The organism is Moraxella oblonga NBRC 102422 (assembly GCF_001598275.1).
GTDB lineage: Bacteria > Pseudomonadota > Gammaproteobacteria > Pseudomonadales > Moraxellaceae > Moraxella > Moraxella oblonga.
In genome coordinates, this window is sequence record NZ_BCYQ01000065.1 from 1 (window position 1) to 6,947 (window position 6,947).

5 protein-coding genes are annotated in these 6,947 nt (G+C 42.6%); 4 read left to right on the forward strand and 1 reads right to left on the reverse strand.

Annotated elements, in window-relative coordinates; translation table 11 throughout:
• Positions 1-57 precede the first annotated feature (57 nt).
• Entirely contained in the window at positions 58-576 is a 519-nt protein-coding gene (gene pal / locus MOB01S_RS11550; RefSeq protein WP_066805622.1) for a peptidoglycan-associated lipoprotein Pal, read from the reverse strand.
• 263 nt (positions 577-839) lie between these two features.
• Between pal and pepN the strand changes: the two genes are divergently transcribed.
• From pepN to MOB01S_RS11570, 4 genes are read left to right on the forward strand one after another with little or no spacing between them, the layout of a single operon-like run.
• Positions 840-3,413 carry an aminopeptidase N gene (pepN, locus tag MOB01S_RS11555; protein ID WP_066805625.1) on the forward strand — a complete coding sequence of 858 codons (2,574 nt, stop codon included), beginning with the start codon at positions 840-842 and terminating at the stop codon, positions 3,411-3,413.
• A 1-nt stretch (position 3,414) separates the two neighbouring features.
• On the forward strand, positions 3,415-4,920 hold the full coding sequence (locus MOB01S_RS11560) for a tetratricopeptide repeat protein (RefSeq protein ID WP_066805628.1): 1,506 nt from the start codon (positions 3,415-3,417) through the stop codon (positions 4,918-4,920).
• 6 nt (positions 4,921-4,926) lie between these two features.
• On the forward strand, positions 4,927-6,210 hold the full coding sequence (locus tag MOB01S_RS11565) for a 3-deoxy-D-manno-octulosonic acid transferase (protein ID WP_066805630.1): 1,284 nt from the start codon (positions 4,927-4,929) through the stop codon (positions 6,208-6,210).
• Complete coding sequence (locus tag MOB01S_RS11570) at positions 6,207-6,923, forward strand: 16S rRNA (uracil(1498)-N(3))-methyltransferase (protein ID WP_066805633.1); 717 nt, start codon at positions 6,207-6,209, stop codon at positions 6,921-6,923. Before MOB01S_RS11565 ends, MOB01S_RS11570 begins: the two co-directional genes overlap by 4 nt.
• The last annotated feature ends 24 nt before the right edge of the window (positions 6,924-6,947 follow it).

Below are 6,947 nucleotides of genomic sequence, written 5' to 3' on the forward strand. Positions count from 1 at the left end.
TAAAAAAACCCAAATCTTAAAATTTGGGCTTTTTATCAAAAAAATCTGCAAGATGGCTTAGTAAGAAAGCTCAGCACGGCGGTTTTGCGACCATGAGGCTTCATTTGAGCCTGTGGCAACAGGTTGCTCCTCACCAAAACTTATAATCTCTACATTGCTAGCACTCACGCCTTTGCCCGCAAGGTAAGCACGCACAGCCGCTGCACGGCGTTCACCCAAAGACATATTGTATTCACGAGTGCCACGCTCATCAGTATGACCTGCAACCACCACTTTTGCTCCTTGGTTGGCAAGTAAGAATTGGGCTTGACGGTCTAGCACGGCAGAGGCTTGGGGCTTGATGGCATCAGAGTTAAAATCAAAATGCACAACATTTGGCAAGCCTTGTGCCGCTTGACGAATGGCATCAGCGTTATCCACCAACGAACCACCTTGATAACCACCTTGACCATAGCCACCACCCAATGGAGCAACCACAACTTGTGATTTTGGTTTTTTGCTGGCACAACCAGTCGCCAATAGTGTACTTGCAGTCAAAGCCAATACGATGGCTTTTGTCATTTTTGAAGTAAGCATAACAACTCCTTAAATAAATAAAAACACAACAGTCTATTTGATAATGTTTGCAAAACTGTAACATTAGCAAACAACCGTTAAAATTAACTCATATAATGACAAACTTTACTCACATTTACAAGTGATTTTGGATAATTTTTTAGACATTTTGATAGAAAAACCCCCAAAACAAGCTTTGTCTATCATTTTGTAGATAAAATGGTCTTTTTTTTGGGGCTATTTTTTGGTAATATGGTGCGTTAAATTGTTATTTTTACAAAATTATGACCAATCAAGTCCCCAAAAAAATCTACCTTAAAGACTACACTTTACCAACTTATCGTGTGGATGATATTTATCTAGATATTCGTATATTTGACGACCATGCCACCGTATCAAGCACGCTTAACATGACTCGTGAGCATGCAGGCGATTTGGTGCTACTTGGGCGTGAGCTTGAACTTGTTGAAATTAGTGTTAATGGCAAAAAACTTGATAAAGATGATTACACACTAAATAACGAAAGTCTGACCATTATCAATGCCCCTGACGTGGCAACCGTTCACACGCTTGTCAAAATCACCCCCCAAACCAACACTACCTTAGAAGGGCTATACCAATCAGGGGCAGATGATGAACTGATGTTTGTTACCCAATGCGAACCAGAAGGCTTTCGCAAAATCACCTTTTTCCCCGACCGCCCAGACGTACTCGCCACTTATACCACAAGGGTAGAAGCACCCAAAAAATTTCCCACTTTGCTCGCCAATGGCAATTTGGTTGAGCAAGGTGAACTTGATGGCGACCGCCATTTTGCTATTTGGCATGACCCCACCAAAAAACCCAGCTATCTATTTGCGTGTGTCATTGCCAATTTACAGGTTCTAACAGACCACTATACCACCATAGAAGGGCGTGAGGTATTACTAGAAATCTACGCCATACCTGCCGACATTGACAAATGCCATGTTGCCATGCAAGCCCTAAAAGATGCCATGCGCTGGGACGAAGAACATTATGGACGTGCCTATGACCTTGACCGCTACATGATAGTTGCCACAGGTCAGTTCAACATGGGAGCGATGGAAAATAAAGGTCTAAACATCTTTAACACTTCGTGCGTGTTGTCTAGCCCAAAAACCACCACAGACGAACGCAGTTTTCATGTCAAAGCTGTCATCGCTCACGAATATTTTCACAACTGGACAGGCAACCGCATCACCTGTCGTGATTGGTTTCAGCTTTGTCTAAAAGAGGGCTTTACCGTATTTAGAGACCAAAGTTTCTCCGCCAGTCATCGCTCGCCTGCCGTTCAGCGTATTGATGATGTGGCATTTTTACAAGCCCACCAATTCGCTGAGGACGCAGGTGTACTTGCTCACCCCGTACGTCCTGACAGTTTTGTTGAAATCAACAACTTCTACACCACCACCATTTATGAAAAGGGGGCGGAGATTGTCCGTATGATTGCCACCCTACTGGGTAAGGATAAATTCCGTCAGGGTACGGACGAGTATTTTAACCGTTATGACGGACAAGCCGTTACCATAGAAGACTTTTTATCCGCCATGAGCTTAGGTGATGGTCGTGTCATGGACTTTTTGGCATGGTACACTCAAGCAGGCACACCTGTATTGTCTGGTGGATTTGATGTGGTGGACGATACAGTTACCTTACATTTTAACCAAAAAACTCGCCACATCGCAGGGTTTGACACACCCAAAGCTCTGCCCATACCGATAGACATAGCGATTTTTCATGGTCAAACGGGCGAATTACTCACCCAAAAACTCCTCCTACTCACCAAAGACAATGACAGCTTTACCTTTGAAAACCTAAGTCTTGATGGTGTCCGCCCTGTGGTGTCGGTATTGCGTAATTTTTCCGCTCCTGTCAAGTTGGAATTTGATTATACCGATGAAGATTTGGTTAAAATCGTTGAATTTGAAAGTGAGGGCTTCAACCAATGGCAAGCAGTGCAAATATTGGTAGATAGATTATTGTTTGACAAGTCAAACAACATTCACCTTTTAACGGATACACTAAAACGCATTGTTCCCACGCTCATGCATACCGACCCCATGCTCACCGCTCGCCTATTTGATTTACCAAGTGAAAGTGAGCTTGCGGTAGCGTTTGAGCATGATTATAACCCCATCACTGTCAAACAAAAACGTACCACCCTCAAAACCCAAATCGCCCACGCCCTAGCAGATGAGTTATCTACATGGTATGACAGACTACCTATCACAGCCTACGAAGACACGCCCAATGCTCGTGGCATACGACTGCTACGCAATGTCATGCTAAATCTGGCACTCACAGCAGGGCTTGATATGGCTGACCGCACTCGCCACCAATACGACCACGCCACCTGCATGAGTGAGCAGTTGGGAGCATTAAAGGCAATGATTGAGTTTGATTTGCCTTGTGCTGATGAATGTGTGAGAGAATTTTATCAAACTTACCAACATGACGATTTGGTGATTGATATGTGGTTTAGTGCCCAAGCAAGTTCAGACAACCGTGATGTTGCATTCATAAAAAATCTAATGACAAGAGAAGATTATGATTGGAATACACCCAATCGTGTACGCACCACACTGGGTGGGCTGACTCACAAACCAACCCAACTTTGGACGGTGAATGGCATGGAGCTGTATTTGTCGGCGGTAGCTCGTCTTGATAGCACTAATCCTGTGCTTGCTTCTCGCCTACTTTCAGCATTGGCTCGCTGGCATACATTGACGAACGCTAATAAAGTGATGGTTGAAACACAACTTATCGCCCTAAAAAATAAAGTCAGTTCCAAAAATGTATTAGAATTTTTAAATAATATGTTAAACGCAGACCGATAATATGAGCCAGTCCCTAAATTTTGTGTGGTTTGAGTTTGACAAAGAAGTTCAAACGCTTTGGCAATCCTTATCAAGCCCTGCCACCGACAAGCCCAAATTTGCTTACGAGTCCCGTTTGCGTGCCTTATTTACAGAGCAAGGTCTAATCACCAAATCTGGCATTGATACCACGCTTGACAGCCTAAAAACGCTTGATGTATTTTTATCGGCTGTCAAATCCGACTTAGCAAGACGAGATGCCCAAGAGAGCCAACTTCTACACCACGAGCAATTTATCAAACTCCTTGTGATGGTTGCTTTTCACACCCATCAAGTCCTAAAAAATGTTTTGGCAGACACACTCACGTTCCACCAAATTCAATGCTATACCAACAAAACCTTTGGGCGTATCTATGCCAAATATTTCGCCCAAATGGAAACTGCCCCCCTTGACAATGATGGGTATGATGACTTTTATTGTGGTTTGGCATTTTTAGCAAGTGGACTTAATTTGGCAGGGCAAAAAGTCGCTCAACCTCTATTTATCCTAAACATCATCGGTGCAAGAATTTTTGGCTCTATTGACCGCCAATTCTTTGCTTTACAAACAGATGGTAACACCGCCACCACACCCAGCGAAGACAGTTTGTATTGGGCAGTCACAGACTTTTTAGACAACTTTGTCCGTATCAATGACGAGCGTGCCAAAGCCCTGTTTGAACAACCCCAATCCACCCCAGCTTCACCCCCCCAACCAACCCCAAAACCGACACCAGTTGCACCAATACCGCCAACCCAACCGCAAGTACAGGCAACCAAAACACACACTTCAACCCCAAAACCGACAATACCTCCCAGTGCTACGCCACCCTTGTCGGTTCGTAAGCAAAAAGCTCGTGCTTCTCATACGCCCAAGTTATTTGATGAAATCCATCAAGATTTGGTAAACCTACCCATGCCCAGTGACCATGACCAGCAATACCAACAGGCGATGAGCGTTCTACGCAAATTTGATGATTTTATCAACAAAGAATTGGAGCAAGGAAAAACTCTAAGCGACATTCAGTTTAACGAAAAACAAACTCAAACAAGAACTCAAGCCCTAAAAATCCTTGTAGAATTGGTCAAACAAAACAACCCCACCGCCATGATTCGCCTTGCCTTGTATTATTTTGAGGGGCGTGGTGTGGGTGTGGATAATAACAAAGCCATTTCTCTTATCAAACGCTCTGCCAACCTAAACGACATACGAGCCCAAAAACTCCTAAGTCGCCTATACTATCAAGGTTATCAACCTGACAATGGTGGTGTTGCCATGCAAACCGAAATGGGCGAGCTTTGGCTCAAAAAATCTGCTGACAACGGACACCCCGAAGCCAAAAAAATCTGTGCTTATATGAATCAAGTTGAGCTACTCAAAGAAGACTACCGAGCCGAAGTTATTTCCGACCAGCGTTACATCAAATGGGGCGTGGTATTTTTGGTACTCATTATCATTATTCTCATCATATTTTCCATATTCTCATAACCCAACATGAATTCAGTCCTAAAAAAAGCAAGTCCACCACCTTTTTATTATCATTTACTCATTCGTCTTGCCATGCCTTTTTATCGCATGAAAGTCAAAAGAAAATCTGCCAAATTACCAACACTTGGCAGAGAATTAGATGAACGTTTTGGTAAACAATACCCCACTGTACCACAAAGCGAAAAGGGCATTATTTGGTGTCATGCGGTTTCTTTGGGTGAGTTAAATACTGCCTATCCCTTGCTTAAATTGTTTTTAGCAAATGGTTATGGACTGTGGATTACTAGCACCACACAGACAGGTTTTGACCGAGCCAAAATACTCTTTGCTGATGAAATAGGCAAAACCGTCCAACATAGTTTTGTGCCAGTAGATAGCATTCCGATTGTCAAGGCATTTTATCATCATGTTCGCCCAAAATTGGCATTATTTATTGAAACAGAGCTTTGGGCAACCATGTTATATGGGTTGGTTAAAGAAAACATTCCATCGGCATTAATTAACGCTCGTTTGAGCGAAAAATCATTTTTGGGTTATCAAAAATTTGAACAAGTTAGCCTAAGTATGATGAAAAATATCAATCTCATCATCGCCCAAGATACTCAAAGTGCTAAATATTTTCGTCAGCTTAGAGCCGACAGCCACAAAATCCGTATCGCCAACTCGCTCAAATGGTGTAGTGACACCCCCACAACAACCAGCTCAACAACACTCAATCGCCCCATCTGGATTGCAGGTAGCACCCATGACGGTGAGGAAAAGCTAGTTTTGGAGATTCACAAACGTTTATTATCAAGCCACCCTAATACCCTACTCATCATCGTGCCACGCCACCCTGAGCGATTTGAGCAAGTTGCCAAATTATGCGATGAATATGGTTTAACTACGCACAGACAAAGCAAAGATGAAAACATCAGCGATACCACTCAAATTTATCTCGCTGACAGCATGGGTGAGCTTACCAAATGGTATGGTGTGGCGGACGTAGCATTAGTTGGCGGTTCATTTGTGGATATGGGCGGACATAACCCCATTGAACCTGCTTCATTGGGCAAACCCATCATCATGGGACCGAGTATTAAAAATTGTAAAAATTTGGTTGAAAGTTTAAAGGAGGTAAACGCATTGGTGCAAACCACCGACATTTCTGATACGTTAAACACCGTCAAACAATGGTTTGATAACCCCCAATCCGCCAAAAATGCAGGTAAAAACGGTCAAACGCTCACCCATGATAAACAAGGTGCTGACAAACAGCAATTTGACATTGTCATGGAGCTACTCAAATGAATATTTTGGTATTGCCTACCCATGCTTTTGTTGATAAACATACCGCCATTATTACTAACACTACTCAGCTCAATCATATCCATACAGTACTAAAAGCTCAAGTTGGTGATGAATTAAAAATCGGTCAATTATATGGCAAAATAGGCACAGGAAAAATTCATCACCTCGATGGCACAACTTGTCATCTAAGTGATATTACACTAAACCAAAAACCACCTGCAAAACTGGATGTAACAGTAATTTTAGCATTGCCCCGCCCTAAAACATTAAGGCGACTAATGTTGGACATGACCGCTTTTGGAGTCTCTCATATCATCATTATCAATAGTGCCCGTACTGATAAAAGTTATTGGGGTTCGCCCTTATTAAACAAGGTAGATGAGTTTATTTTAGAAGGGTTACAACAAGGCATAGACACTGTACCCCCCACCATCGCTTTTGAAAAACGCTTTAAGCCTTTTGTGCAAGATAAATTACCCAACATTATTCAACACAAGCCATCTCTTGTTTTACATCCGTATACCAATATGACATTACACAATTATATTATAAAAAACAATTTACCAAATGTAATTATCATTGGTGCGGAAGGTGGATTTGTTCCCTACGAAATCCAACTACTACAAAACATTGGAATAGAGGCAGCCACATTAGGGGGACGCATCCTACGAACTGAATCTGCGATTAATGCCATACTCGGACGTTATCTCTAAAAATTTTAACCCAAAAAAACCAAA